Source organism: Streptomyces yongxingensis (assembly GCF_055597465.1).
This window is the reverse complement of sequence record NZ_CM145717.1, coordinates 9,984,138-10,008,613: the sequence shown is the minus strand read 5'-3', so window position 1 is coordinate 10,008,613 and position 24,476 is coordinate 9,984,138. Positions and strand designations below refer to the sequence as shown.

General features: G+C 72.3%; 17 protein-coding genes and 2 pseudogenes. 7 read left to right on the top strand and 12 right to left on the bottom strand.

The window, feature by feature from the left end:
* The first annotated feature begins 10 nt into the window (after window positions 1–10).
* The gene (locus ACZ6TD_RS42660) at window positions 11–1,288 is read left to right on the top strand and encodes a cation:proton antiporter (RefSeq protein ID WP_471346877.1); all 1,278 of its coding nucleotides are present in this window, start codon (window positions 11–13) and stop codon (window positions 1,286–1,288) included.
* A 79-nt stretch (window positions 1,289–1,367) separates the two neighbouring features.
* On the opposite strand, the gene ACZ6TD_RS42655 is transcribed toward ACZ6TD_RS42660, so the two are convergent.
* From ACZ6TD_RS42655 to ACZ6TD_RS42645, 3 genes are all read right to left on the bottom strand, one after another.
* Window positions 1,368–2,945: a class I adenylate-forming enzyme family protein gene (locus ACZ6TD_RS42655; protein ID WP_471346875.1), complete on the bottom strand. Its 1,578-nt coding sequence runs from the start codon at window positions 2,943–2,945 to the stop codon at window positions 1,368–1,370.
* Between the two features lie 175 nt (window positions 2,946–3,120).
* A complete protein-coding gene (locus tag ACZ6TD_RS42650; protein WP_471346873.1) occupies window positions 3,121–3,726 on the bottom strand; it encodes a GOLPH3/VPS74 family protein in 606 nt (201 codons plus the stop codon).
* 95 nt (window positions 3,727–3,821) lie between these two features.
* The gene (locus ACZ6TD_RS42645; RefSeq protein ID WP_471346871.1) at window positions 3,822–5,120 is read right to left on the bottom strand and encodes a helix-turn-helix transcriptional regulator; all 1,299 of its coding nucleotides are present in this window, start codon (window positions 5,118–5,120) and stop codon (window positions 3,822–3,824) included.
* A 164-nt stretch (window positions 5,121–5,284) separates the two neighbouring features.
* On the opposite strand from ACZ6TD_RS42645, the gene ACZ6TD_RS42640 reads away from it, so the two are divergent.
* Window positions 5,285–6,196, top strand: a complete 912-nt coding sequence (locus ACZ6TD_RS42640) for an NADP-dependent oxidoreductase (protein ID WP_471358544.1) — start codon at window positions 5,285–5,287, stop codon at window positions 6,194–6,196.
* 25 nt (window positions 6,197–6,221) lie between these two features.
* Here the strand turns inward: ACZ6TD_RS42640 and ACZ6TD_RS42635 are convergent, their stop codons facing one another.
* The 5 genes from ACZ6TD_RS42635 to ACZ6TD_RS42615 all read right to left on the bottom strand — a co-directional run bounded on the left by ACZ6TD_RS42635 (window position 6,222) and on the right by ACZ6TD_RS42615 (window position 13,656).
* Window positions 6,222–7,688 carry a glycoside hydrolase family 76 protein gene (locus ACZ6TD_RS42635; RefSeq protein ID WP_471346869.1) on the bottom strand — a complete coding sequence of 489 codons (1,467 nt, stop codon included), beginning with the start codon at window positions 7,686–7,688 and terminating at the stop codon, window positions 6,222–6,224.
* 18 nt (window positions 7,689–7,706) lie between these two features.
* On the bottom strand, window positions 7,707–8,915 hold the full coding sequence (locus ACZ6TD_RS42630) for a glycoside hydrolase family 64 protein (RefSeq protein ID WP_471346867.1): 1,209 nt from the start codon (window positions 8,913–8,915) through the stop codon (window positions 7,707–7,709).
* A 223-nt stretch (window positions 8,916–9,138) separates the two neighbouring features.
* Entirely contained in the window at window positions 9,139–9,984 is an 846-nt protein-coding gene (locus tag ACZ6TD_RS42625; RefSeq protein ID WP_471346865.1) for an AfsR/SARP family transcriptional regulator, read from the bottom strand.
* A complete protein-coding gene (locus tag ACZ6TD_RS42620; protein ID WP_471346863.1) occupies window positions 9,981–13,304 on the bottom strand; it encodes a type 2 lanthipeptide synthetase LanM family protein in 3,324 nt (1,107 codons plus the stop codon). Before ACZ6TD_RS42620 ends, ACZ6TD_RS42625 begins: the two co-directional genes overlap by 4 nt.
* A gap of 136 nt (window positions 13,305–13,440) precedes the next feature.
* Window positions 13,441–13,656, bottom strand: a complete 216-nt coding sequence (locus ACZ6TD_RS42615) for a mersacidin/lichenicidin family type 2 lantibiotic (protein ID WP_470011425.1) — start codon at window positions 13,654–13,656, stop codon at window positions 13,441–13,443.
* Between the two features lie 240 nt (window positions 13,657–13,896).
* Between ACZ6TD_RS42615 and ACZ6TD_RS42610 the strand changes: the two genes are divergently transcribed.
* The 4 genes from ACZ6TD_RS42610 (at window position 13,897) to ACZ6TD_RS42595 (ending at window position 18,423) form a co-directional block, all read left to right on the top strand.
* Window positions 13,897–16,062 carry a peptidase domain-containing ABC transporter gene (locus tag ACZ6TD_RS42610; protein ID WP_471346861.1) on the top strand — a complete coding sequence of 722 codons (2,166 nt, stop codon included), beginning with the start codon at window positions 13,897–13,899 and terminating at the stop codon, window positions 16,060–16,062.
* A gap of 81 nt (window positions 16,063–16,143) precedes the next feature.
* Window positions 16,144–16,314 carry a hypothetical protein gene (locus tag ACZ6TD_RS42605; protein WP_471358870.1) on the top strand — a complete coding sequence of 57 codons (171 nt, stop codon included), beginning with the start codon at window positions 16,144–16,146 and terminating at the stop codon, window positions 16,312–16,314.
* A 222-nt stretch (window positions 16,315–16,536) separates the two neighbouring features.
* Window positions 16,537–17,628, top strand: a complete 1,092-nt coding sequence (locus tag ACZ6TD_RS42600) for an IS630 family transposase (protein WP_471346859.1) — start codon at window positions 16,537–16,539, stop codon at window positions 17,626–17,628.
* 144 nt (window positions 17,629–17,772) lie between these two features.
* Window positions 17,773–18,423: a TetR/AcrR family transcriptional regulator gene (locus ACZ6TD_RS42595; RefSeq protein WP_471346857.1), complete on the top strand. Its 651-nt coding sequence runs from the start codon at window positions 17,773–17,775 to the stop codon at window positions 18,421–18,423.
* Window positions 18,424–18,461: 38 nt separating this feature from the next.
* Here ACZ6TD_RS42595 and ACZ6TD_RS42590 read toward each other — a convergent pair whose 3' ends face one another.
* From ACZ6TD_RS42590 to ACZ6TD_RS42580, 3 genes and pseudogenes are all read right to left on the bottom strand, one after another.
* Window positions 18,462–19,319: a triphosphoribosyl-dephospho-CoA synthase gene (locus ACZ6TD_RS42590; protein WP_471358542.1), complete on the bottom strand. Its 858-nt coding sequence runs from the start codon at window positions 19,317–19,319 to the stop codon at window positions 18,462–18,464.
* A gap of 118 nt (window positions 19,320–19,437) precedes the next feature.
* Window positions 19,438–19,860: pseudogene (locus tag ACZ6TD_RS42585) on the bottom strand (PrpF domain-containing protein); the annotation flags it as partial.
* 31 nt (window positions 19,861–19,891) lie between these two features.
* A pseudogene (locus ACZ6TD_RS42580) lies at window positions 19,892–19,978 on the bottom strand (4-carboxy-4-hydroxy-2-oxoadipate aldolase/oxaloacetate decarboxylase); the annotation flags it as partial.
* A gap of 202 nt (window positions 19,979–20,180) precedes the next feature.
* Here ACZ6TD_RS42580 and ACZ6TD_RS42575 point away from each other — a divergent pair.
* Window positions 20,181–22,739 (top strand): polysaccharide lyase family 8 super-sandwich domain-containing protein, encoded by a 2,559-nt coding sequence (locus ACZ6TD_RS42575; protein ID WP_471358538.1) that lies wholly within the window; start codon window positions 20,181–20,183, stop codon window positions 22,737–22,739.
* Here ACZ6TD_RS42575 and ACZ6TD_RS42570 read toward each other — a convergent pair.
* Window positions 22,720–24,330, bottom strand: a complete 1,611-nt coding sequence (locus ACZ6TD_RS42570) for an APC family permease (protein ID WP_471346854.1) — start codon at window positions 24,328–24,330, stop codon at window positions 22,720–22,722. The two genes, ACZ6TD_RS42575 and ACZ6TD_RS42570, sit on opposite strands and share 20 nt — an antisense overlap.
* Window positions 24,331–24,476 lie beyond the last annotated feature (146 nt).

The window sequence follows — 24,476 nt, the reverse complement described above, 5'->3', positions numbered from 1 at the left end:
GGGTGAGACGATGACTCCCACAGAGCTCGCCCCCGCCTTCTTCATCGCCGCCGTGGTGATCCTGCTGACCTGCCGTCTGGTGGTGCTGGTGATGGGCCGGTTCGGCCAGCCGCCGGTGGTCGGGGAGATGATCGCCGGTGTGGTGCTCGGCCCGTCGCTCTTCGGTCTTGTGGCGCCGGACGCGTCGGACGCGGTCTTCCCGCCGGAGCTCAAACCGGTGCTGTACGTGGCCGGGCAGATCGGCCTGGTGGCCCTGATGTTCCACGCGGGGTACGAATTCCGGGCCCACGCGGGGCGCGGGCTGGCCGGAACCGCGGTGACGGTCTCCGCCGCCGGGGTGCTGGTCCCGCTGCTGCTGGGCGTGGGACTGACCTTCGCGGCCGATGGCCACGTCCCCATCTTCGTCGACGGGGTCTCGGTCTGGGTGACCGCGGCCTTCGTCGGGGTCGCGCTCGCCATCACCGCCTTCCCGATGCTGGCACGCATCATCACCGAACAGGGGATCTCCGGGACGCGGCACGGGTCGCTGTCCCTCGCCTCGGGGGCCACCGATGACGCGGCCGCCTGGCTCATGCTCGCCGGGGTGCTGAGCGTGGCCTCGGAGAAGACCGGGCCGATCGTCAAGGCGCTGGGCGGTTCGCTGCTCTTCGTGGCCGTCCTGCTCCTGGTGGGGCGGCGGCTGCTGGCCTGGATCCTGACCAAGCCGGGGCTGAGCGACGAGTCCAGGCTGCTGTTCACGGTCGCGGTGCTGTTCTGCGGCGCCTGGTTCACCGACACCATCCAGCTGTACGCGGTGTTCGGGGCGTTCTGCATCGGCCTGGCCATGCCCCGCCACGAGGCGTCCGAGCGGGTGGTGCGGACGATTCAGGGAGCCACCCAGGTCATCTTCGTGCCGATGTTCTTCACCTACTCCGGTCTCAACACACGCTTCGACGTGTTCGCGGACCCCGCCGTGATGGCGTTCGGCGCGGGCTGCGTCGTGGTCGCGTCGGTCGGCAAGTTCGGCGGCTGCTGGGCGGCTGCCAAGCTGTGCGGGGAGCCGAGTGCGGTGGCGGTCCGGGTCGGCGCCCTGATGAACGCGCGCGGGCTGATGCAGCTCATCGCGCTCAACATCGGGCTGTCGGCCGGGATCGTCGGTGATGAGCTGTTCGCGGCGCTCGTTCTGGTGGCCCTGGTGACCACGGTCATGACGGTCCCGGTGCTCAACTGGCTGGACCGCCGCGACCGCGGGTCCGGGGCGGCCGGGGAGCCGAGCGGCACCGCGGCGGCGGTGCCGGCCGGGAGCTGAGCGCCACCTTCCGCACGGGAGAGGTCCCGGTGTGCCCACGGGCACACCGGGACCTCTCGGTCCGGTCAACCCCACACCGTCACGCCGTCTCCAGCGGCCCGGTGACCCGCGACAGCAGCGCCCGCTTGTCCGGCTTCCCGCTCGGCGCCACCGGCACCTCGGTCACGACGGTGACGGTGGCGGGGACACTCGCCTCGCCCAACTCCGCGGCGACGAGCGCGCGCACGGCGTCCAGGTCGGGTTCGCGGCCCTCGGCCGGGACGACGAAGGCGTGCGCGGCCTCGCCCGTGCGCTCGTCGGGCGCGCCCACCACATACGCCTGGTCGACATCGGGGTGGGCCGCCAGCGCGCGTTCGATCGCCCCGGCGTAGTGCACGATCGCGTTGATGATGACCACGTCCCGGGCGCGCCCGGTGAGCCGCAGAAAGCCCTGGTCGTCCAGGTGTCCGACATCGCGGGTGCGCACCCACCCCGCCCGCAGGACCTCCCGGGTCCGCTCCTCGTCCTTCCAGTAGCCCGCCATCGCCGAGTCGGTGCGCACCCATATCTCGCCGGTGGTCCCGGCGGGCACCGGCCGCCCCTCCGGGTCGCGGATGTCCATCTCCACCCCGGACCACGCCCGGCCCACCGAGTCGTACACCTGGTCCGGCCACTCGGCCATCTCGTCCGGGGTGAGCAGGGTGAGCATGCCGGTCTCCGTCTGCCCGTACCCCTGGTGGACCGCCGGGCCGAGCAGCCGGGCCGCCTCCGCGAGCCGGTGCGGGGCGAGCGGGGACCCGGCCACCAGCAGCACCCGGAGGCTGGAGGTGTCCACGCGGTCGGCGCGCAGGACGTCCAGCACATGGTGCAGCCGGGGCACGGTCATCAGACACGCGGTGATCCGGTGACGCTCGAAGACCTGGGGGAAGTCGAGCGGCGGTTCGGGGATGACGGCGGTACCGCCACCCATCAGGCAGACCCCGAGGTGCTCGAAGATCACCGCGCTGCTCAGGGTGCCGAAGAGCAGATACCGCTCGTAGCCCGCCGCGAGCCGCGTGGTCCGCTCGGTCCAACGCGCGGGCTGCCAGGCCCAGTTGAGGGTGAGCGAACGATAGCTGTGCGCACAGCCCTTGGGGCGTCCGGTGCTGCCACTGGTCAGCGTCACCAGGGCGATGTCGTCGGGGCGGCCCTGGGCGGTCAGCTCCCCCGTGGCCTTCGGGTGGGCGTCCAGGAGGTCCGGGCCCAGCCGTAACAGGGTCACCCCGCCCGCCGCGTCCAGCAGTTCGGGGGTGGCACCGGTCTCGTCGGCCACGAGGACGTCGATTCCGTCGGAGAGGACGTACACCAGGTGGGCCGGGGTCATGCCGGGCCGCAGCCCCGTCACCCGGCAGCCCAGCGCGTAGGCCGCCACCAGCAGTGCGAAGCCCTCGGGCGTCACATCGGTGGCCATCGCCACCGAACGGCCCGGGCCGAGTCCGGCCGCCCGCAGCCCGTCCGCGCTCCGGCCGATCAGCTCCAGCACCTCGCCGCGCGAGAGGACGCGCGAGCGGTGTTCGAAGGCGGGCAGCTCCGGCCGTGCGCGGAAGGCGTCAAGGAGGGCCTGGGGGAAGGGTGCCGTGATGGGCTCGGCGTCGTGGTGGAGAGATCTGTGGCCGGACGCTCCGGCTGACGTGTCCATGTGCGTCTCCGTTCGGGGGTGGTGCCCAGTGGGACGTGGTGGATCACCCGACACGATACGGCGGCACGGCCCGCCCGCGGCCACGGTTGCGGATCATCGGGGGCGCCGCGTCACCCACGACGGCACCGCGCCACCCCCGGGCGGCGTCCGCCACTCCCCCTTCACCGTCAGGCGGTCATTCACCACGCCAGACGTTGTCGAAGGCCGCTTCCTCGATGGCCCGCCGCTGCCGCTCGGCCTCCAGCTCCATCACGGCGTCGTTGACGGCGGCGAGCACGGTCACGGTCGCGTCGCCGACCGCGCCCGCGGCGTCTCCCGCGGGCTCCTCACGGATGCCGATGGCCGCCGCGAGGGTCGCGAGGACGGGCTCGTCCGAGGCCCAGCGGTCCGTCGCGTGGCGGCGGGCGGGCGAGTCGACCGGCACCGCCTGACCGGCGCGGAGCGGCAGCCAGCCGTGGCGCCGCCGGGTGATCTGTCCCGCATCCTCCAGGGCGTCCAGATACGCCGAGGACAGACCGCGGCCCCTGCGCCACAGCCACTCGCAGACCGGCTCGTGGGGCGACCGGCGAACGAGCGACGCCGCGGCCTCGTCCAGCAGGCGGTCCCCGGTGGGCGGGCAGAGTCCCGGCACGATCCGCTCGTCCTCGATCGCGAGCGCCTCGGCGCCGAGGAGGTCGATCAGCTCGGCTCCCGCGAGCGCGAGCGACAGGTCGCCCCGCTCCAGGGGGCGGATGGGCGCCACGTCCAGGGTGACGATCAGCAGGTCCCGCGGTGTGGTCATCAAACGCTCCGCTCGCCGTTCTCCGCCAACGATACGTTCCGAAGCGTAAGGCTGTCCGCCGACGTGGCTGCCGGGTACGCCGTGTCAGCGGCCGCTCAGGGGCCGGTGGCCCCCCAGGTGTGGGCCAGCGCGGCCGCCTCGCCACGCGAGGTGACACCCAGCTTCTCCAGGATGTTCGCCACGTGGAACTTCACCGTCGACTCGCTGATGTGGAGTTCCTGGGCGATCTGCCGGTTGCGCCGTCCGCGGGCCAGTCGCTCCAGCACCTCCAGCTCGCGCGCCCCCAGGACGTCCAGCGGATCCGCGCGGGCCGGCTGCGGCGGGCCCAGCGGCACGCTGGCCGTCACCGTGGTGCCCCACTCCGGGACCGCGTCCACGTCCAGCCGTCCGCCCAGCGCGGCCAGCCGCTCCCCGACCCGGCGGGCGTCCAGGGCGGTCCGCCTCAGGACGCCGGGGCCGTCGTCCCGTACGGTGGCGCGCAGCTCGCCCTCGCCGACCTTCCAGCCGATGTGCACCCGGTGCACCGGGCGCGGCGCGCCGTCCCGGCCCGGTCCCTGCTCGTCCAGCATGGCGTGCACCACGGCCCGCACCACCGCGCGGGCCGTATTGGCCACGTCGGCGGCGAGCAGCCGGTCCGCGCCCTCCTCGGTGCCGGGCGGGCCGAGGTCCAGCCGTACGGACAGGCCGCGCAGCTCCGGGCGGAGCGATTCGGCGAGCCGCGCGAAGGCGTCACCGGCCGGCTCCTCCACCAGCGCCTGATCGCGGTCGGTCCGGGCGCGCAGTTCCACCAGGGCGCTGACGGCGAGGTCCACCGCGCGGGTCCGGGCGGTCCGGTCGTCCAGATCCCGGCCGCGCAACACGCCGAGCAGGGCGGACAGGGCGGCGCCGTGGGCGTCGACGAGCTCGGCGATGGCCGTGGCCCGCGCCGCGGCCGCGGCCGCGGCCCGCGACGGGACCAGCGCCCCCGGCACCGCCTCGAAGGCCATCCGGTCGCGGTGCGCGGTCACCAGGTCCCACAGGTCGCGGGCGGCCGCCAGGGCCTCGGCCGGGACGGGGGTCTCCTCGGTCGTCACAAGGACGAGCAGCGCGCCCCGCGCGGTGGCGTCGCTGTGCACGGCCAGCACGGGCACCTCGGCCCCGGCCATCCACGCCCGGCCCTGCCAGGTTCCCTCGGCACGCGCCACCGGGGCGATGGCGGCCATCTCGGCGCTGGTGATGGCGGTTCCGGGGCCGCCGGGCGAGTCGCCGTGGGCCTTGAACGGTGAGTGCGGGCAGTTGCCGGAGAGCTCGGCCACCGCCCGGTGCGCGATCACCCCGGAGAGCGCGGCGGACAGGCGCGGCAGGATCTCGCCCAGGGGCGCCCGGATCACATCGACTGCGGCCGTGAGGTCCATGTCCGTCAGCGTAATGGGCCCGCCCCGCGGCCCCGGCCGTTCCTTGGGCCAGGTGGAACTGGCCGAAGGAACGGCCGGGGCGGGGCATGTCCCGGCCGAGGATGGCGTTGTCGGTACAAACGCCCCCTCAACAGGGCTGACGAGGGCTGACGGGAGTGAGTGAGATGAAGGCGATCGTCTACGAGGAGTACGGCGGCCCCGAGGTGCTGCGGCTGAGGGAGACGGAGGAGCCCCATCCGGGTCCCGGGCAGGTGCGGCTGAAGGTCATGGCCGCCGCCGTGAACCCCATCGACTACAAGATCCGCAGTGGCTGGATGCCGCAGATGGGCCCCGCCGCGTTCCCCGCGATCCCGGGTGTGGAGGCGGCCGGGGTCGTCGACGAGGTCGGTGACGGGGTCACCGATGTGTCGGTGGGCGATGAGGTGCTGGGCTGGACGGACACCGGGGCCTACGCCCCGTACGCGCTGGCCACGGATGTCGCCCCCAAGCCGGCCGGCCTCGACTGGGAGACGGCCGCGGCGCTGCCCGTGGCCACCGAGACCTCGGCACGGGTCCTGGACCTGCTGGGGCTGAAGGAGGGCGAGACCCTGCTGCTGCACGGGGCCGCCGGTGCGGTCGGCGGGGTCGGTGTCCAGCTCGCGGTGGCCCGGGGAGCCACCGTCATCGGCACCGCCTCGCCCGCCAACCACGACTATCTGCGCTCGCTCGGCGCGATCCCGGTGGCCTATGGCGAGGGCCTGGCCGACCGGGTGCGCGCCGTGGCGCCGAAGGGTGTCGACGCCGTCTACGACGCGGCCGGCCAGGGCGCCCTGCCCGTGTCGATCGAGCTGCGGGGCGGCACGACCGACCGCGTCGTCACCATCGCCGACCCCGCGGCCGCCGATCTCGGTGTCACCTTCTCCGCGGGTGGCGGCGGCCGCCCCACGGAGGCCATCGCCGACTACGCCCGGCTCGCCGCGGAGGGCCGGCTGCGGGTGCCCGTGGTGCGGAGCTTCCCGCTCGCCGACGCCGCCGAGGCCCATGAGCAGAGCGAGACCGGCCACAGCCGCGGCAAGCTCGTCCTGCGGCCCTGGTGAGCGCCGCCGTGGCCGCTGCCTCGGCCTAGGAGGCCGCGTTCATCAGGTCCAACGCGCTGTGCTGTCGTGCCGCGTCCGTCTTGTCCAGCGGTCCTGACCAGCGCAGTCCGTACTGGTCCAGGGCGTTGCGGTCGGAGGCGTAGGCGCGGTCCACCTGCCGGGTGAGGTAGGAAGTGTAGGGGTGGTCGGGCAGGGCCGCGTTCAGCTTGGCCAGCCCCCGCACATGGGCGCCCTTGAACGACGGGCCGTCGGCACCGCAGTCGCCGGTCTCGCAGGGGTCCCTGAGGATGCCGTCGGCCGTGTTGAGCTGGGACGACGTGGTGGCGGCTGTGCCGATGCGGCGGGCCGTGTCGAGCACGGAACCGTCACCGGTCGCCCGGTGCAGCTCGGTCAGGCCGCCGAGCAGCACACCCTGGTTGTAGGACCAGACCGCGCTGCCGTTGTTCTTGCAGGTGCCCAGGTCGATGCCGTCGTTGACCAGGTTCGAGGCGTTCACCATGCCGGTGCCCCGGAACCAGGTCCACTCCGCCTTCGCCCGCTGGAGATAGGCGGTGTCGCCGGGGATCCGGTTGTGCAGGGCGGCGTTGAGCTGGAGGTAGAGGGAGTTGGCGATGGCGTTCTTGTACGTCTTCGCCGTGCTCCACCACACCCCGCCGCCACAGGTGGAGTCCCAGTAGGAGGCCATGTAGTCGGCGTCGGCGCGGGCGGTGGCGAGATAGCGGGAGTCCCCGGTGAGGTCGTAGGCGGCCACCCAGGCCAGGCCCCACCAGCCGGTGTCGTCGATGTAGTCGTTGCGGAACTGCCCGCCCTGCGCACCGAGGTTGAGGTCGTAGGTGCGGGCGATCGCGTACTCGTAGCTGCGCATGCCCGTGACGCGGATGTTGTCGATGACGGCCGTGAGCGCGTTGGCCGAGTTCCACCAGCCGGTGGTGGAGAACAGCCCGGTGCCGTACGAGTAGAACGCCATCTGGGCGGTGGCGGCGGCCGTACGGCGGTCCCATGCGTTCCAGGTCGTACGGGCCCAGGGCGTACACGCGATGTCGGCGCGGTCACCGGCCTTGCCGCAGGCCCGCAGCGCGCCGATGCCATGGGCGCCCCAGTCGTCCACGTTGTACATCAGGGTGCGCCAGCCGCGCTGTCCGGCGGGGATGGCGGTGTTGCCGAGGCGGCTGCCGGAGGACCAGGTCCGGCCGCCGTCGAACGAGCGGTCCAGCCACACCTCGTCACCGGGGCTGCCGTTGTCGATGGAGGCCCAGCCCATCGCGTCGGTGTCGTCGAAGTGCAGGGCGATGGAGCGGGAGAAGAGGGTGGCCGTGACGGGGGTGCGGCTCTGCGGGGCGAGCGCCGGGTCGCGGGCGTCGCAGTACTTGTTGCACACGGTGGCGGACGGCGCCGCTTCGGCCGTGGCCGGGAGGAGTTGCGGGGCCAGCAGGGCGAGTGCTCCGGTGGCGAGCGTGGCCAGGCGGGTGCGCAGCGGTCTCTTGCGTCTCATGCCGTGCCTCCTCCCGGCCTAGTTGAAGGGGTCCAGGGTGATGGACGCCTGCTGCGGATTGCCGTCGTGGACGAGCGACTCGTGCTGGCCGACGTCGTCGAAGGCGAAGGCGTACGCCCTGCCGTCGGCCATCTGGCCGTGGATGGCGCGGGCGTAGTGGTTGGTCACGCCGTCCTTGTAGAACCCGGAGTCACCGGTGTCCGGCTGGTTGGGGTTGGTGAGCAGCGTGGTGCGGTTGTAGCCCGCGCACAGGGTCCGCGAAATCGGGCCGCGTACCTGGTCGTTGGGTGCGTCGAGCCGCTTGTAGCAGCCGAAGACGGAGTCGGAGTCCGGCTTCTGGAAGCTGGTGACCACGGCTCCCGAACCGTTGGTGAAGTTCATCACGTCGCCGGAGACCCGCCCGAAGTACTTGACGTTCGGCCGGTCGGCGAAGGGCGTGACCGTGAGGGTGGTGCCGGTGTACTTCTGCCACACCCGGTTGATGTAGTCGTCCATCGCGTTCGCGGGCAGGGCGCCCGCCTCGATGCCGTGCCCGGGTGACAGGGCCCGCAGGACGGTGCCGTCCGGGCGGGTCTGGATGAGCTTGCCCCAGCCGCCGGCCTGTGCGCGCAGTGCGTTGAGGACGCCGTTGTAGCCGCCGGGCTTGAGGTGGCCGGTGGTCTTCACGCTGCCGTCGGCGCCCCGCACACCCACCGCGTACGGCGCGGAGAACATGTCGACCTGGGTGCTGTTGATGTACAGCCCGGAGTCGTCGAGGGTGAACTCGCTCCAGTTGAACAGGATGTTCCGGTTGGGGTCGGAGGGGTTCTGCACGGCGGGCTGCACCAGACCGCCGGTGGTGAGCCTGAAGTCGATCTTCTGGCCGTAGGAGAAGTAGACCCGGCCGGAGAGCTTCGGGATGCGGATCGTCAGGGACTGGCCGGCCGCCGGTCCGGGGATCGACGCGTCGGGCGCCGGGGTGGGCGGGTTGCCGCCGGCGGGCCAGGGGTGGAAGGTCCCGGAGGCGTCGGCCCAGCCCTGCTGCCCGGTGGAGAGCAGGGTGCCGAGCGTATAGACGTAGATCTGGTCGCCGCGCCCGGAGTTGTTGGTGAACTTCAGCGGGATCGTGTTCGGCACGGCGGGCCGGGCGGACGCCTCGGGGGCCAGTGCGGTCATGCCCAGGGCCAGGAGCAAGGCCGAGGCCCAGCAGGGCAGGGTCCGGAATCGGGTGGAGACGCGTCTGGACATACGCCACCTCTCGCGCGGCCGCGGGGCCGCGTCTGCGGGGGAAATGAGGAGTGCATGTGAAGCGGGGGGTGCAGGGGGGTGCGGGGGGTGCGGGGGGTGCGGGGGGTGCGAGGTCATCATGGCAGTGAACATGACACTGGTCTAGACATACTCACGTGCCGACATCAGCGCATCGCCGAGTACCCCGCCGCCGTGATGGCCACGCCCGGGCTGGGTGCGCCCTTCATACGCCCCGGGCGGCCGGTGGTGCGCCGATCGCCTTCGACACCAGGCCCGGCAGATCCGCGAGGGAGTCCCGGATGATCGCCTGTTCCATGGCGAGGACGTCCGCTCCCGGCCTGATGCCCAGTTCCTCGGCGAGTACGTGCCGCAACTGCCGGGCCGCACCGAGCGCGTCGGCACGGCGCCCGGACAGACACAGCGCGATCATGAGCTGATGGCGGAAGGACTCGCGCAGCGGGTGGGCCGCGACCAGGATCTCCAGTTCCGGTACGACGTCCTGGGCGTGTCCCCGGTGCAGTTCGGCCCACACCCATGCCTCGGTGGCCGCGAGCCGCGCCTCCTCCAGCCGTACGAGTTCGGCTGTGATCGCTGGGATGTCCGGCACATCGGCGAGCAGGGGCCCCCGCCACATGTCCAGGGCCCGCCGCAGCCCCTCCGCCGCCTGCCCGGTCTCCCCCTCGGCCAGGGCCCCGCGCGCCGCCCGGGCGAGCGCCGTGAAGCGGTCGGCGTCCAGCTCACCGGAGTCCACCGCGAGCCGGTAGCCGGGCGGGCTGGTGAGCAGCCGGCTTCCGCCCCGCCCCGCCGGGCATCGCTCCGGCGGGGCCGCGGGAAGCGCGCGCCTGAGCCGGTGGACGTACTGCTGGACCAGCTTGGGGGCGGACTTCGGCGCCCCGCCCGGCCAGAGCTGCTCCAGCAGCTCCCCGGCCGGCACCGTACGGCCCGCGTTGACGAGCAGTACGGCCAGCAGCGCACGGCACTTGGCCTGGCTGACCATGCGGAAAGCGCCGTCCGGCCCGCGGACCTCCAGTGGCCCGAGGATGCGGTAGCGCACCGGTGCCGGGGTCATCGGCGTCCACCGTGACGGCGCCCGCCGCATCCGCCGCCGGCTCCGGGGGCGGCGAGGGTGAGGACATCGGGCACCCGGTCCGGTGCGACCACACGCAGCAGTCCGTATCCGATCCCGGCCGATCCGGTCATCAGTCCGGGGGTGGTCACTCCCATCGGGACGCCGGGACGGACGTCCCCGGCCAGCACCCGGTCGGCCACCAGGCGCGCCACGCGGGGGCCGAGGTCGTCGGTCTCCCCCAGCGCGGGACCGGCCGCGAGCAGCGTCGCCACCAGCCCCAGATCCCCGTGGCACAGCGAGTCGTTGCCCAGGCCCGTGCAGACGCCGTCCCGCAGCAGGTCGTCGCGGACGGTGGCCGCGGCGGTACGCAGGTCCTCCGCGAGCAGCCCATGGGCATCGGCGAGCCCCTCGACACCGAGCAGTGCCGCCCGGACCAGCCCGATACCGGCGGCACCGTGGCACCAGGCGTCCATGAAGGATCCCCGCGGCACGATGCTGCGCAGATCCGGCCAGTTGCCCCGCTCGGGGTCCAGACCGTGGCGTTCGAACCGGAGCGCCTCCTCGCACAGCCGGTAGTGGTGATCCTCGCCGGTCAGCTCGGCCGCGCGGGCCAGGGCGAGGGCGAAGCCGCTCGCCCCGTGGGACATTCCCAGCAGCGGCCGGTCGGGGTCGACCGCCGTCCGCCAGGCCACTCCGCCGGTCACCTCGGTCGCCGCCTTGGCGAGTGTGGCGGCGGCGAGCCGCAGCGCGTCCGCGGTGCGCTCGTCCGGACGCGTCCGGTGGAGTGCGGCCAGGGCCAGCGCCGCCCCGGCCGTTCCCTGCACCACATCGAGTTCGCGGTCGCCCTCGAACCGCCCGGCCAGCTCGGGAACCAGCGCGGCGGCCGCGTCCAGCAGTTCGGGCGTGTCCCACAGGGCGGCCAGGTGGGTGAGCGTGTAGACGGCGCCGCCCAGTTCGCCGAATCCCCCGATGCTCAGCGTGAAACGAAGGTGGCGGCCACGGTCGGGGCTGGTCAGCGCGTCCGCGAGCGATTCCACGATGCGTTCGGCCACGTTCCGGTACCGCTGGTCCCCCGTCATCGAGCCGAGGTGCGCGAGGAACAGAGCGATACCGCTCACCCCGTCGTAGAGGCTGATCCCGGCGGGCCCCGCGCGCCAGTAGCGCTCCCCCACGACATTGAGCGAGAGCCAGTGCGGGGGCTGGTCGTCGGTGCCGTGCACCGCGGTGTCCAGCAGCTCGTCCGCGAGGGCGGTCGCGGCCCGCAGGGCGAGCCGGGTGTCGAGGGGGCGGTCGGGCAGCTCCCTCGGCCGGGGGGCGGGCCTCCCCTGTGTGCCGAAGGTGAGGCCCGTCAGTGACGCGTCGATGCACCACTTCTGGCGGCGCAGATCGACGGAGCCCATGCGGCGGATCTTGGCGCGCACCGCCTCCATCCCGGAGGTGGCCAGGAAGCCGCGGACGACGACACCGTCCGCGTCGCACAGGTCGGTGGCCGACGGCGTGGTGTGAAAGGTCGGCACATCGAGCCGGGCGAGCTGGCGCTGTTCGCTGGTCAGCAGCTCGATTCTGCCCTCGACGCCCCGATGCCCGTCCGCGAGGCCGGCTTCGAGCACGTACTCCCAGTCCAGCGAGTCGCGCAGGACGTCCGGGTGCATCGACTCGGCGAGGATGCGGCTGTAGACCGAGGTGGGCCGGGGCACATAGCGCACGGCGTCCGCGGCGAAGGCGGCGATCGGGCCGTCCTCGGCGAGCAGTTCGTCCCGCTCGCGTTCGATGAGCCGGTAGGTGGACTCGAAGCCCTCCGCCAGGGACCGGCGGTACCGCAGCGGATCGACGGACGTTCCGCCCACGGAGGCCCGGTTGGCCGCGCCGGCGATGGGCATCCGCTCGCGCACCAGCCTCATCTCGTCGGTGCCCTGGCCGGCGTAGGTCGGCAGCACGCTCGGTGAGAGCTGGTCGCCGCCGCCCGCGAGCCCGCTGATCTCCGCGTCGCGCCAGCCCGAGTCATCCACCTCGATGATCCGCTCCGGCAGCAGCCCGATGCCCAGGACGGAGTCGTTGAGGACATCGGGCACCGCGCCGGCGATCCGCAGCACAGGGTCGGCCACCGCCCGGGACCGCCCGAGGAAGGTGGCCTCCAAGTCGACGAAGACCGGGTGCTCCCCCGCCGCGATCAGGTTCTGCAGATGCAGATCCGCACCGCAGATGGCGTGGAACAGCGCCAGATGGGCGCCCTGACGCCAGAAGAACCGGTCGGCCCCGGCCTCGTCGGCGCACGTCCCGGAGGCCACGTGCTCCACCCATCCGTACCCGGGGCGGGACAGCACCTCCACGGTGCGCAGCGGATGGCGCAGCCCCCGGTCGTTGAGCCGGCCGAGCAGGTCGTTGAAGTGGCGTTCGACGGCGACCGACCGCGGTTTGTAGACCAGCTTCGTACCGTCGGAGAGGGTGAATAGCGCGACCGACCGGCCGCCGTTGTGGGTGTCACCGGCGCCGAAGCCGATGTCCGTCACATCGCCGAGACCACTCCAGGAGCCGCCGAACACCGCGCGCAGCCGGGGCAGATCGGCCAGGAAGCGCTCGGCGAACTCCTGCCTCACATCGATCCAGTGACGCAGCGCGGCCACCAGTTCACGGGCCAGCACGGGGTATTCGGACAGGATCTCCAGCGCCCGCCCGGGGGTGCGGACCGTGGCCATGAACGAGGCGAACCGCTCCTCGGGGGTGGCCCCGGCCAGCTCCCCGGACACCCTGGCCACGTTGAGCTCCAGAACCAGGGCGCGGGACACCATGCCGGAGATCGTGTCCAGGGCGGGGAGGAGGAGGGGATGGTCCGAAGGCAGCCCCGGCACCCGGCGCCGTAGTTCCCCCCGGGCCCAGCGCAGCAGCGGGAGGGCCAGTTCGGCCGGGCCAAGACCGGACCGGGAACCGTGGTCATGGCCGTGGCCGTGGGCCGCCGCATGGACATGTCCGCGGACGTCGTCGTCGCCGTCCGAGGTGTGATGACGCCATGCCTCGGCGATCACCTTCAGCCACTCCGGTGCGGGCAGCCGCCCGGCGAGCGACTCCGCGGGCTCGCCCAGCAGGGTGATCAGCTCCTCCTCGGTGACGCCCGTGGCCGTCCAGCGCTCCAGCGGGTCCACGCCGGTGGTGGGCTTCCCGGCGGAGAAGAGGATGCCACCGCGCCATAGCTCCAGGCGGCGCAGCCCGTGCGCGCGCTGCTCGGCGGTGGCCGCCGCCGGAGCGCCCGGGCGCCGGTCGTGCAAGGGCACGCCTCGCCACCACGTCGTCGAGTCCAGGATGTCCTGCTGCCGATTCCTCATCTCTCCCCCTCTTTTGACGGCCCTGTCGCCCTCTGCGGCCCTGTCGCCGTGGAGCGGGCCCTTGCGGTCCGGCGCGGACCCCGTGGGGCCCGCGCCGGAATGGCTCATGGGTCACCGCGTCCGAGGACGCACCGGGTCAGCCACAGAGCCAGTCACAGGTGAAGCAGGTGCGGCAGGTCTTGTGACCGCACGTCACCCAGGTGTCGGTGATCCCCCCGCCCACGACGTTGTCCAGCCGCTGGTCGGTCAGCTCGATGGCACCCGCCGGGTGGGCGGGCAGTGCGCTGAGCTCCTCGGAGCTCAGCCCGGCGCGGAAGACCGGGTCCTTCCATGCCTTGGTGGTCCGGTTCATGGTTCCTCCGTTCGACGTGCTCTCATCGGTTCGTTCATGGACGTCACGCCGGTCGGCCCGGTGTGACACCGCCAAATCTGGGCGAGCGAGTTGGCCGGAAACCTTGCGGAAACCTTGTCCGCCGCCTCCCGCGGTGCCATCCGCACCGGTCAGGGGCGGAATGAACCGGCGGTGAACCGGGACCGAACCGGTGTGCCGCACGCTGCTGCGCCAGAGAACGCGGCGCGGGAGGAGACACTTATGAGCGGCAGGCAGGTGGGGGCGCGGGTGCCGTTCGTGGCCCAGATGAGCGAGGTCGAGTGCGGTCCCGCCTGTCTGGCCATGGTGCTCGGGGCGTACCGCCGCAGGGTTCCCCTGCGGGAGCTGCGCGCGGAGTTCGGGATGAGCCGCGATGGCGCGAGCGCCCGCCGGATCCTGGAGGTCGCGCGCGCCCACGGGCTCGAGGCCCGGGGGCTGAGGGTACGGCCGGACGCACTCGGCGCGGTGCGCAGGCCCGCCATCGCCCACTGGGACGACCACCACTTCGTGGTGGTGCGGGACGTCGGGCGCAAGGGGGTGCGGGTGCTCGACCCGGGCGAGGGACACGCCACCGTCTCCCATGAGGAGTTCCACGCGCGGAGCTCGGGCACCCTGCTGGAGTTCGCCCCCGGCCCGTCGTTCACCGAGCGGCGCGGGCCCCGGGATTCCTGGCCGCTGCGGCTGGTGCGCGACATGATGCGGATGGCACCGCGGTGGGCCGTCCTCGCGGTCCTGCTCTCCGGGATGGTGCAGTTACTCGCCCTGGGGTCGGCGTTTCTCACCAAGTACGGCATCGACTCGCTCATCGGTGAACGGGCCGGGACGCTTTCGGGTTTCTCCCTGAGCATCGCCGGTTTCGTATCGGTGTACGCGCTGATCGGGCTGGGGCGGGCCGGAGCCCTGCTGGTGCTGCAGCACCGGCTGGACGGCGCACTCGGCGACCGGTTTATGACCCATTTGTTCCGTCTGCCGTTCGGCTATTTCCAGGCCCGGAGCAGCGGGGATCTGCTGGCCCGCCTCAACAGCAACACGGTGATCAGGGACCTGCTGACCTCGCGCATGGTCACCTTGGTCATCGACAGTGTCCTCGTGGTCGGCTATCTGGTGCTGCTGTGCGCCGTCAGTCCCTGGTACGCGCTCCTGGCAGCGGCGCTGGGCGCGGCGCAGATCGCCATCGTGCTGGCCACCCTGCGGCCGGCCAACGCCTTGGCGAAACGGGAGCTGAGCGCCGAGGCCGCCACCCAGTCGGTGGCGGTGGACGCGTTGCGGGGCGCGGAATTCGTGAAGAGCGCGGGGCTGGCCGGCACCGTGCTCGACCGTTGGCGTGGGTCGCTGGGCGACTATCTGCGGGCGGCGCTCCGCCGGCGCCGCCTCGACGCCCTCACCGACTCCCTCACGCTGCTGTTGCAGGTGGCGTCCCCGCTGATGTTGTTGCTGCTGGGCATCGCGCAGGTGCGCTCGGGTGCGCTGACCATCGGCTCGATGATCGCGCTCAACGCGGTCGCGGCCGGGCTGCTCACCCCGATCGCCGGGCTGGCCACGAGCATGCGCTACCTCCAGACCATCGGTGCCCATCTGGAGCGGGTGCACGATGTGCTGGACGAGCGGCCGGAGGTCCCACGGCCGGGTGTCATCGCCCCGGCCGTGGTGCGGGGCGAGATCGAGCTGCGCGGGGTGGGCTTCCGCTACGGGCAGGGGCCGTGGATCCTGCGCGACCTGACCCTGCGCGTTCCCGCGGGCGCGAAACTCGCCGTCGTCGGGACCAGCGGCTCCGGGAAGACGACGATGATCCGCCTGCTCGCCGGGCTGTTGCGGCCGACCGAGGGCACGGTGCTGCTCGACGGGCGCGCCATCGAGGAGTACGACGCGGACAGTCTGCGCCGCCGCTTCGGCGTCGTCACACAGGAACCCCATGTCTTCGGCGGCACCATCGGATCGAATCTGCGGCTCGGCCGGGACGGCCTGCCCGACGAGGCCCTCTTCGAGGCGCTCGGCCGGGCCGGGCTGCTCACCGATGTGCGGCGGATGCCCATGGGGCTGGAGACGCATGTGGCGGAGGGTGGGAGCGCGCTGTCCGGGGGCCAGCGCCAGCGTCTGGCGATCGCCCGCGCGCTCCTGGCCGACCCCGCGCTGCTGGTGCTGGACGAGGCCACGAGTCACCTGGACGCCGTGACCGAGGCGGAGGTGGCCGGTGAGCTGTCCGCGCTGGGCTGCACCAGGGTCGTCGTCGCGCACCGGATCAGCACGATCATGGATGCGGACGAGATCGTCGTACTGGACGACGGCCGTTTCACGGAGCGCGGTGTCCATGACGACCTCATGCTCGCCGGGGGCCGGTACGCCGCGCTGGTGAACCGGCAGCTCCCGGCCTCGCTCCGGCCCTCGTGATCGCCACCGCGCCCACGTGGGCGTTCGGGCGTAAAATCGGCAGCGTCCGCAACTGGAGGGCACGAGGAGCGGAGGCATCACATGACCGAGGCAGCCCCCTCCCACGCCGAACGCAAACGGGAAACCGGCCACCCGGACGTGCCGTGGACGACCCCCTCGCAGGCCGAGGGCGAGCGCGACGACGAGATGGACACCGGCCACCCCGACGTACAGAGGACGACTCCCTCACAGGCCGAAGGGGAACGGGACTAGGGTCCTTCTGACGGATCTCCGTGGAGGAAGGAGCGCCCGCCGCGCAGCGGCCGAAGACCGCAGCCGGGGCGTGCTCTCGGCGTGCCGCGCGGAGGCCCTCGTAGCGGAGCTACTTGGGCTTTCGCGCGGTGCGGCGAGAGGGCGTGCCGGACGCCGCGACGCCGCGGAGATCCGTCAGAAGGGCCCTAGTGACCTGAGTCGGAGATTCGTCGTTAGTTCGGTATGAGCCGTCCGGGTCCGAAGATTCCACCGCTGTCACTGACTGATGCCCAGCGGGCGGTGCTGGAGGGGTGGGTGCGTCGTCGCACGACGGCCCAGGCGTTGGCTCAGCGGTCGCGGATCGTGCTGGAGTGCGCGGAGGGCCACTCGATCATGGAGGTGTCGCGCCGGCTGCGGGTCGCCCCGGACACAGTCCGCACCTGGCGGCGACGTTTCCTGGAACATGGCCTGGACGGCTTGTCCGATGAGTCGCGGCCCGGCGTTCCACGGAAGATCACTGATACCGATGTCGAGCGTGTGATCGTCAAGACGCTGGAAGAGAGCCCGAAGAACGCAACCCACTGGTCCACCAGGTCGATGGCCGCGGCCACGGGAATGTCGCAGTCGGCCATCTCCCGGATCTGGCGGGCGTTTGCCCTGGCCCCGCACCGCACGCAGACGTTCAAGCTGTCCACGGACCCGCTGTTCATCGACAAGGTCCGCGACGTGGTCGGGCTCTACCTCGACCCGCCGGAGAAGGCCCTGGTCCTGTGTGTTGACGAGAAGTCGCAGATCCAGGCGCTGGACCGCTCCCAGCCGGTCCTGCCGATGATGCCCGGCGTTCCCGAGCGTCGCAGCCACGACTACGTCCGGGCCGGTACCACCACCTTGTTCGCCGCTTTGGAAGTGGCGACCGGGAAGGTCATCGGCTCCCTGCACCGTCGGCACCGGGCTGTGGAGTTCAAGAAGTTCCTGGCCAGGCTCGACAAGGAGGTTCCGGCGGGTCTCGATGTGCACCTGATCCTGGACAACTACGCGACCCACAAGACGTCCGAGGTCAAGAAGTGGCTGCTGGCGCACCCGCGCTTCCACCTGCACTTCACGCCCACGAGTTCGTCCTGGCTGAACCTGGTCGAGCGGTGGTTCGCCGAACTCACACAGAAGAAGCTCAAGCGCGGCGTCCACCGCTCCGTCCAGGCTCTCGAACGCGACATCCGGGCATGGCTGGCCGACTGGAACGAGCAGCCGCGACCGTTCGTCTGGACGAAGACAGCCGACGAGATCCTCGACAAAGTCGCCGCCTACTGCCACCGAATCTCCGACTCACGTCACTAGCCACCACCCCTCTCGGCACCCGGGCCCGCGGGCCGGTGGTCTTCCACCGGCAGGCGGGCCCAGCCATGCGGTCCGGAGGCGGCGACCGAGGGTCTCCCGGGCGGAGCCGTCTTCGCGGGTGGCTATCCTGACCGGGGAGGCGAGATGGCACGCGCGACACAGACCGCCGGGACGCCCGGCACCGGCCGACCGGCACCGCGTCACCACGGCAACCGGCACGGGCGCAGCGAGCAGGCCCGGCTGGCGGTGCTGAACGCGGCCGACGACCTGCTGGTCGAGAAGGGCTTCGCGGGCGTCACCATGGAGGGCATCGCCACCCGGGCAGGGGTCGCCAAACAGACCATCTACCGCTGGTGGAGCACCAAGACCCACGTCCTCATGGACGCCTTCCTCCAGGACGTGGCCGAGGACCTGACCGTGCGCGACTGCGGTGGCCTCGCCCGGGACCTGCGCACCTATCTGCGCGAGCTGGCCTGGTTCCTGAGCGCGTCCGACTCCGGTGCCGTCTTCAAGGCCCTGATCGCCCAGGCGCAGCACGATCCGGCGTTCGCCCGGGACTTCCGGTCCCGATACCTCGACGAGCAGCGCGGCCGCGACCGCCTGCCGCTGGAACGGGCCGTGGAGCGCGGGGAGTTGCCGCCCGGCCTGGATCTGGCGGCCGAGACCGACCAGCTCATGGGCCCTGTCTACTACCGGGTACTGGTGACCGGGGAACCCGTCGGCCAGGAGTTCACCGACCGGCTCGTCGACGGCTTCCTCCACCGCCACGGGCTGGCGGCGCCGACGAAGGACTGATCCAAGGGGCTTCCCCAAAGGCGTCCGTCCGGACGGAGTCACCGCCCGGAGGGCACCGTGACCGCCGGTGCCGGGAGGCCGTCCAGGAACAGGGCGCCCGCGAGCAACGCGGCGCTTCCGCGCGGCGCGATGCCCCGCTCCCGCAGCTCCGTGTCCAGTGCGGCCAGGGCCGCGGCGCCCTCGGAGGTGGCCGTGCCGCCCGCCTCGAGCACGGCATACGCCCCCTCCTTGACCCGTCTGAGCCCGGGCAGGCCCGCCCGGTACAGGGGCCCGGTGTCCTGGAGGGTGCTCATCACGGTGAGCAGCGCGTCCAGACGCGCATGGGTCTCGGTGGCCCCCGCGGTGCGCGCCCGGGACAGGGCCTCCAGGGCGCGGCGCACATGGGGAAAGGCGGCCCGCGCCTCGCCGCGCGCGCCCGGCGCCCCATAGGTCGCGGACACCTGCGAGCCCGGTGAGGGCCTGCGCGGTGCGCCACGGTCGGGGTGGTCAGCGATCCGTTTGGCGGTGGCGGTCACCTCCTCGGGCCCGGCGCCGGGGCGCAGCGCGGCGGCCGCCACCAGCAGGCCCATCACCCACAGCGCGCCGTGGTGGAGGGGGCCGGCGGCTGCGCCGCCACCGGCCCGTGCCATCGTCCACTCGGCGCAGCGGCCGATGGCCCCCAGTTCCTCGCGCAGCGCCCGGGTCGGCTCCCCGGGACGGCGGGCCGCGGCGGCCATGGCCGCGAACCCGGGCGTCAGCGCCTTGGCCGACCAGCGCAGCGCGAGCAGATCCGCGCCGGTGGCGCGGGCCTGGAGGCCGCGGGTGTCGGCGAGGCCCGGTTTGGGCGTCAGCTCCGCCTGGGCGATCAGTGCGAGCACAGCGGCCCGTGCCAGTGCCTCATCCGTGGAGCGCGTCATCGGCATGCCCGGAGGCTAGTCGGCGAACCTTTGACGGACATGAGGCGTTCCTGTGGCCCCGCTGTGCGGGACCGCTCCGCGGTGTGCTCCGCGCGTACGAAGGCCGGTGCCGTTCCCGGTCAGCCGGGCCCATCGACCGGCCCGCCTCCCGCCGGATCTCCTGGAGCCGGGCGCCGAGCGCCGCGTTCGTCTCCAGCTCCTCGGGGTCCTCATAGCCGGTGACCTCCAGGGCGGACGCGGCGATCAGCACGGTCGGCACACCGTTGTCCACGCAGGTCACCGGGGTGCCGTCGATGAGGTCGCGGACGTGGCCGGTGGGCAGCAGCGGGCCGCTGCCCTGCTCGAAGCCGATCACTGTCGGGGCGGCGGAGCCCGGGACACCCGAGATCTCGGCCGAGCCGGTGTAGTCGAAGCGCCGGTCCGGGGTGGGAACGGTCACTGTGGCGTGGTCACCGCTGTTGACCATCCTGATCCGTACCGGTGTCCGCCCGTCCCGGGCGGCGACCAGGTCCCGTTCCACGGCGAAGGGGCCGACCCCGGCCCCTTCGAGACGGCCCCGCCGCGAACGTCCTCGCGGCGTGGATCAGCAGGTTGTCGCCGGGCCGGCACAGCGCCGTGACCGCGGTGCCCGCCATGCGCACATCCTGCTGGACGGGCTTCCTTCGGCATCCTGCCCTCCTGAGTGAGTGCCTGTCGAAGGCAAATCCAGGTCAACAAGATTGTCAACTATTTCGTTGCCTATATTGACGACAGGAATCGGCCCCCACACCCTTGCTTCCGGCCCCGTGACAGGGGAAGCCGGGGTTGCTTCAATGGTCCGGCGGTTCCCCATCGGACCCCGTCGACCGTTGGAGCGTGCCCGTGCCTCTCTCGCGTCGTGGTCTCCTCTCCACGCTTCCGGCGGCCGCGCTGGCGGCCATGGCCCTCCCACTGCGCGCACGAGCGGCGGGACACCCGGCGGCCGGTGAAGCGACCGGGGCCGCTCACACCCGGCTGATCGACAACACCGTGGCCGTCTTCGCCGGGACGCGGGAGACCAACGCCCGCCCCGAGGTGCGCGCCAAACTCGCCTCCATCGCCGCGACCGCCCGCTCCCGGCTCACCGCGATGGACCGCGCCGGGCAGGGCGAGCTCTTCCAGGGCCTCGCCCTGGGCACCAGCGATCCCCACCTGGGCACCTCGTTCCAGTACCTCTACGAGATCGCCCTCGCCACCCGCACACCGGACGGCGGCACACCGTCCGGACTCCACGGCGACACCGGTGTCCAGCGGCGCGTCATCGACGGTCTGATATGGCTCCACGAGCACGTTTACGGCGACCAGTCGAAGGGCTACTACGGCAACTGGTTCACCTGGGAGATCGGCATCTCCACCCACGTCAGCAAGACGCTGGCGCTGCTCGCGGACGAACTCGCCGCCTACCGGCCCGGCCTCGCCGCCACCTACGTCGCCTCGATGGACGCGTATCTGCGCAACGGCAAGGACGGCGACGTCGACCTCGACTCACGCTTCCACACCGGCGCCAACCTCGCCGACATCACCACCAACCGCATCCTCCAGGGCGCCGTCCTCGGCGACGACGCCCGGATCACCAAGGCCCTCGCCGACCAGCTGACCATCCTGGCGACCATCGACCCGTACGACCTCCGGCACGGGGTCACCGACGGCTTCTACGCCGACGGCTCCTTCATCCAGCACGCGTCCGTGGCCTACACGGGCTCCTACGGCAGGGGCCTGCTCACCCGTGTCGTGCAGACCGTCAAGATGCTCGACGGCACCGGCTACACGACCGACGACCAGCTGGTCCGCGTCGTGCAGGGGTGGGTGGTGGACGGCTTCGCGCCGCTGATCTTCGAGGGCTGGCTGATGGAGATCGTCAAGGGGCGCGGGGTGTCCCGGCCGGCCACGGGGTACGCCGACGCGGCCGAGGTGGTGGAGGCCGTGGTGGGTCTCTCCGCCCATGCCACCGGCGGCGACGCCACGGCGCTCAAGGGCTATGTGGCGTATCTGCGGCAGACCTCGAAGGCCACGCTCGACCCTTCGGGGTTCGTGTCCCCGGTGAGCATCGCGGCCTACGCCGACATCCTCGCCGACTCCTCGATCCCGGCGAGCGACCTCGGGCCGGCCGAGCGCCATGTGGCGTTCAACGCGATGGACAGAACCGTCCACCGGCGCCCCGGCTACGCCTTCGCCCTGGCCCGGAGCTCGTCCAGGATCAGCCGATACGAGTACATGAGCGGCGAGAACCTGATGCCCTGGTTCCAGGGGGACGGCGCCCACCATCTGTATCTGTCCGGCCAGGACCAGGCCCAGGCGTTCGGCATCGACCACCTCACCACCGTCCCGCCCCACCGCCTCGCCGGTGTCACCGCCCCCGTGGAGACCCGCCGCACGATCCCCGAGCTGTACGGCACGCTCTGGTACGACAACCCCGAGCGGGGCTTCACCTCCTCCTCGGAGGCGCAGAACACCTATGTCTACTTCCCCCGATCCACCCACCCGTTCTCCGGTGGCGCCGCCCTGGGCCCGTACGGTGTGGCGGGGCTCGTCCAGTCCGACGACGTGGCGTACGCCGCCAAGCAGGCGGGCGACCTCCCCGAGGACTTCGTGGTGTACCGCAACGCCGATGCCACCAAGTCGTGGTTCCTGTTCGACGACGAGATCGTGGTGCTGGCCGCGGGGGTCGGCGACGCCGCCGGCCGCGCGGTGACGACCACCCTCGACACCCAGATCGCCGCGCCCTCGGACACCCTCACCCTCACCGGGCGGCTCCGCGGCGGTGCGCCCTGGTCCGGCACCGGCACGGCCTCGCTCGCATGGCTGCGCTACGCCAATGCCACCCGGGCCGCCTCGGTCGGGTATGTCTTCCTGGGCGGGCCACCGCCCACCGTCACGCTGGACACCGTCACCCGCAGCCGCCGCGCGGTCCGCCTCGCCAACCCCGACATCCCGGTGACCAAACAGCTCTTCGCCGTGACCGTCGAGCGGGCGGCGGGCGCGCCGCACACCTCGATGGCGTACGCCCTCGTCCCGAATGCCACCGAGCGCCGACTGGACGGCTACGCCCGTCGCCCGCTCGCCGTCCTGGCGAACACCACCCGACTCCAGGCCGTGGCCCATCGAGGTCTGCGGATCACCGCGCTCAACGCCTTCACCCCCGGCAGCCACCACGCCGGGCGGCTGTCGGTGCGCGGGCCCGGCTCGGTGATCCTGCGGGAAACCCACGACGGCGGCGTGACGGTCGCGGTGTCCGATCCGACCACCGAGCGCGACACGGTCTCGGTCGTCATCCGGGGCCGGGGGATGAGGGCCGTGGCGGTGGACGACGGTGTCCGGGTGGGCCGGGTCCCCGGCGGCACCCGGATCGTCGTCGCCACCCGCCACGCCTACGGCCGGAGCTTCACGGCGACGCTGCGCTGAGCTGCGAGGTCCGCAGATGCTGGGCGCCGGAGCGGACCGCCCACAGGAACACGGCGAGCCCGAGGACACCCACCACCACGGTGTCGTACGGCGCCGGGAGGCGGCCGGAACCGCCGAAGGTGCCGAGCCACGACAGCACGGTCAGCGCGGCCAGGTGGAAGACCAGCCAGGCGCCGCGCCGCAGTTCCTCCCCCAGCGGTGCGCCTCCGTCCTCGCGGCGCTGCAGCAGGAACAGCACCGCGCCGACCAGTACGAAGGGCAGCGCGAGGCGCAGATCGTGCCAGCCGGACCAGTAGACGAACTCGCTGGCCACCACGAAGCTCACCGGTGCGATCCAGCGCACCCCCGGCACCTGTCCCTCGGCCCGCTCCACTCCCCGCTCGCGGTCGTGCGCCCGGAACGCCGCGACGGCCACCGCCGAGGCGGCGTAGATCAACAAGTACATGTCGCCCATCACGCTCACGATGTCCTGCCAGCCGCCGAACGGCAGCATGAAGACGACGATGACCGCGAGGTTGAGCAGCAGCGCCCGGCGCGCCACTCCGGACCAGGGGTGGATGCGCATGAAGAAGCGGGGCAGCAGACCGTTCTTGGCCAGGGCGTACGTATGGCGAGCGTCGATGGCCACGCCCACATAGGCCGATCCGCCCGGTGAGACCACCGCGTCGGCGTAGAGCAGCGTGGCCAGCCAGTGGAGGTTGAGCACCAGGGCGAGCTGCCCGAAGGGCGACTCGAAGTCGACTCCCTTCCAGCCGTGGCCCAGCAGCGACTCGGGCACCGTGTACAGGAACGCCAACTGGAGCCCGAGGTAGACCAGCACGGCCAGGCCGATGCCGGTGAGCACCGCGGCCGGTACGGTACGGCGCGGATTGCGGGCCTCACCGGAGAAGTCGAGCGGGGCCTGGAAGCCGTTGACGGAGTACACGATGCCGCCGCCGGCGAGCGCGGTCAGGCAGGCCGCGTAGCCGTACGGGGCCAAACCACCGTGATCCGTGAGGCGCCCGGAGTGGGTACCGGACAGGAACAGCGCGACGATGGTGAGGATGGGGACGACGACCTTGAACACCGAGATCAGGTTGTTCAGCCGGGCGAATATCCGCACGGCGAACCAGTTGAAGGCCGTCAGCACGACACTCAGCGCGACGGCCACGGCGAGGCCGGAGACGGTGAGGGTGCCGCCGTTGTAGAGCCCCGGCAGATAGTGCGCGGCGTACTGCATGATCGCGCTGATCTCGGCCGCCGTACCGCCCACCGAGAGCAGCACCGACCAGCCGATCATCGTGCCGACCAGCCGTCCGCTGGCGTACAGCGGCCAGCGCACCGTGCCGCCGCCCTCCGGGCGGGTGGCGCCGAGCTCCACCATGACCAGCGCGATCAGGGCGCACAGCACACCCGCCCCGATCCAGGACAGCAGGGCGGCGGGGCCGGCGGTCTGGGCGGCGTACAGGGCCGCGAACAGCCATCCGGACCCCAGGATGTTGGAGAACCCGATCGCGGTCAGGGCCCAGAATCCGAGGTCCTTGTGGAGTCGTCGCTCCTCGGCGAGCACCGCCGGCGCGGCGATGGACTCCGGTGGGTGGTTCTGCGACACGGTGGCTCGTCTCCTCGGTGGTGCACAAACATGCAAAGGCCCAGCGTGCCATGCGTGCTGACGGGCTCCGTCGACGCGCCCCGGACCTCGGTGCGAGCCCGTGCGAGGCGATCGACGGAAAAACACACCCGCCGGAGAGGAATCGC

Bases quoted from the DNA above. Each gene is read 5' to 3' on its own strand.
- ACZ6TD_RS42660 (WP_471346877.1), top strand. From the start codon at position 11: ATGACTCCCACAGAGCTCGCCCCCGCCTTCTTCATCGCCGCCGTGGTG.
- ACZ6TD_RS42635 (WP_471346869.1), bottom strand. From the start codon at position 7,688: ATGAGACGCAAGAGACCGCTGCGCACCCGCCTGGCCACGCTCGCCACC.
- ACZ6TD_RS42605 (WP_471358870.1), top strand. From the start codon at position 16,144: ATGACCGAGGCAGCCCCCTCCCACGCCGAACGCAAACGGGAAACCGGC.
- ACZ6TD_RS42615 (WP_470011425.1), bottom strand. From the start codon at position 13,656: ATGAACCGGACCACCAAGGCATGGAAGGACCCGGTCTTCCGCGCCGGG.
- ACZ6TD_RS42600 (WP_471346859.1), top strand. From the start codon at position 16,537: ATGAGCCGTCCGGGTCCGAAGATTCCACCGCTGTCACTGACTGATGCC.
- ACZ6TD_RS42595 (WP_471346857.1), top strand. From the start codon at position 17,773: ATGGCACGCGCGACACAGACCGCCGGGACGCCCGGCACCGGCCGACCG.
- ACZ6TD_RS42620 (WP_471346863.1), bottom strand. From the start codon at position 13,304: ATGAGGAATCGGCAGCAGGACATCCTGGACTCGACGACGTGGTGGCGA.
- ACZ6TD_RS42645 (WP_471346871.1), bottom strand. From the start codon at position 5,120: ATGGACCTCACGGCCGCAGTCGATGTGATCCGGGCGCCCCTGGGCGAG.
- ACZ6TD_RS42590 (WP_471358542.1), bottom strand. From the start codon at position 19,319: ATGACGCGCTCCACGGATGAGGCACTGGCACGGGCCGCTGTGCTCGCA.
- ACZ6TD_RS42640 (WP_471358544.1), top strand. From the start codon at position 5,285: ATGAAGGCGATCGTCTACGAGGAGTACGGCGGCCCCGAGGTGCTGCGG.
- ACZ6TD_RS42610 (WP_471346861.1), top strand. From the start codon at position 13,897: ATGAGCGGCAGGCAGGTGGGGGCGCGGGTGCCGTTCGTGGCCCAGATG.
- ACZ6TD_RS42650 (WP_471346873.1), bottom strand. From the start codon at position 3,726: ATGACCACACCGCGGGACCTGCTGATCGTCACCCTGGACGTGGCGCCC.
- ACZ6TD_RS42655 (WP_471346875.1), bottom strand. From the start codon at position 2,945: ATGGACACGTCAGCCGGAGCGTCCGGCCACAGATCTCTCCACCACGAC.
- ACZ6TD_RS42630 (WP_471346867.1), bottom strand. From the start codon at position 8,915: ATGTCCAGACGCGTCTCCACCCGATTCCGGACCCTGCCCTGCTGGGCC.
- ACZ6TD_RS42625 (WP_471346865.1), bottom strand. From the start codon at position 9,984: ATGACCCCGGCACCGGTGCGCTACCGCATCCTCGGGCCACTGGAGGTC.